A 269-nucleotide genomic window follows, 5' to 3' on the forward strand; every position below is an offset into this window, starting at 1 on the left:
TTCGGCAGCGCCCAAGCCGTGTTCCAGCCCGGATTCGCCGGGACCAACGTACAGGAAGTGCGCCAGCAGAACCAGGGTGGCTATTCCGCGTCCCTGAGCGGCGGGTACGCGCAGCAGGCTCAGCCCCAGCAGTCGTTCGGGCAGTCGTTCGGGGGCGGCGCGCAGGCCGTGTTTCAACCTGGCTTTGCCGGCACCAACGTGCAGGAAGTGCGCCAACTGAACCAAGGCGGCTATTCCGCATCCCTGGGCGGCGGGTACGCGCAGCAGGC

Annotated in this window: 1 pseudogene; it reads left to right on the top strand. The window is 68.0% G+C overall.

The annotated features are described in order from the left end of the window. Nucleotides 1–269, top strand: a pseudogene (locus tag FOI68_RS23750) (hypothetical protein); the annotation flags it as partial.

Origin of the sequence: Brevibacillus sp. LEMMJ03, assembly GCF_007197875.1 — a bacterium.
GTDB lineage: Bacteria > Bacillota > Bacilli > Brevibacillales > Brevibacillaceae > Brevibacillus > Brevibacillus thermoruber.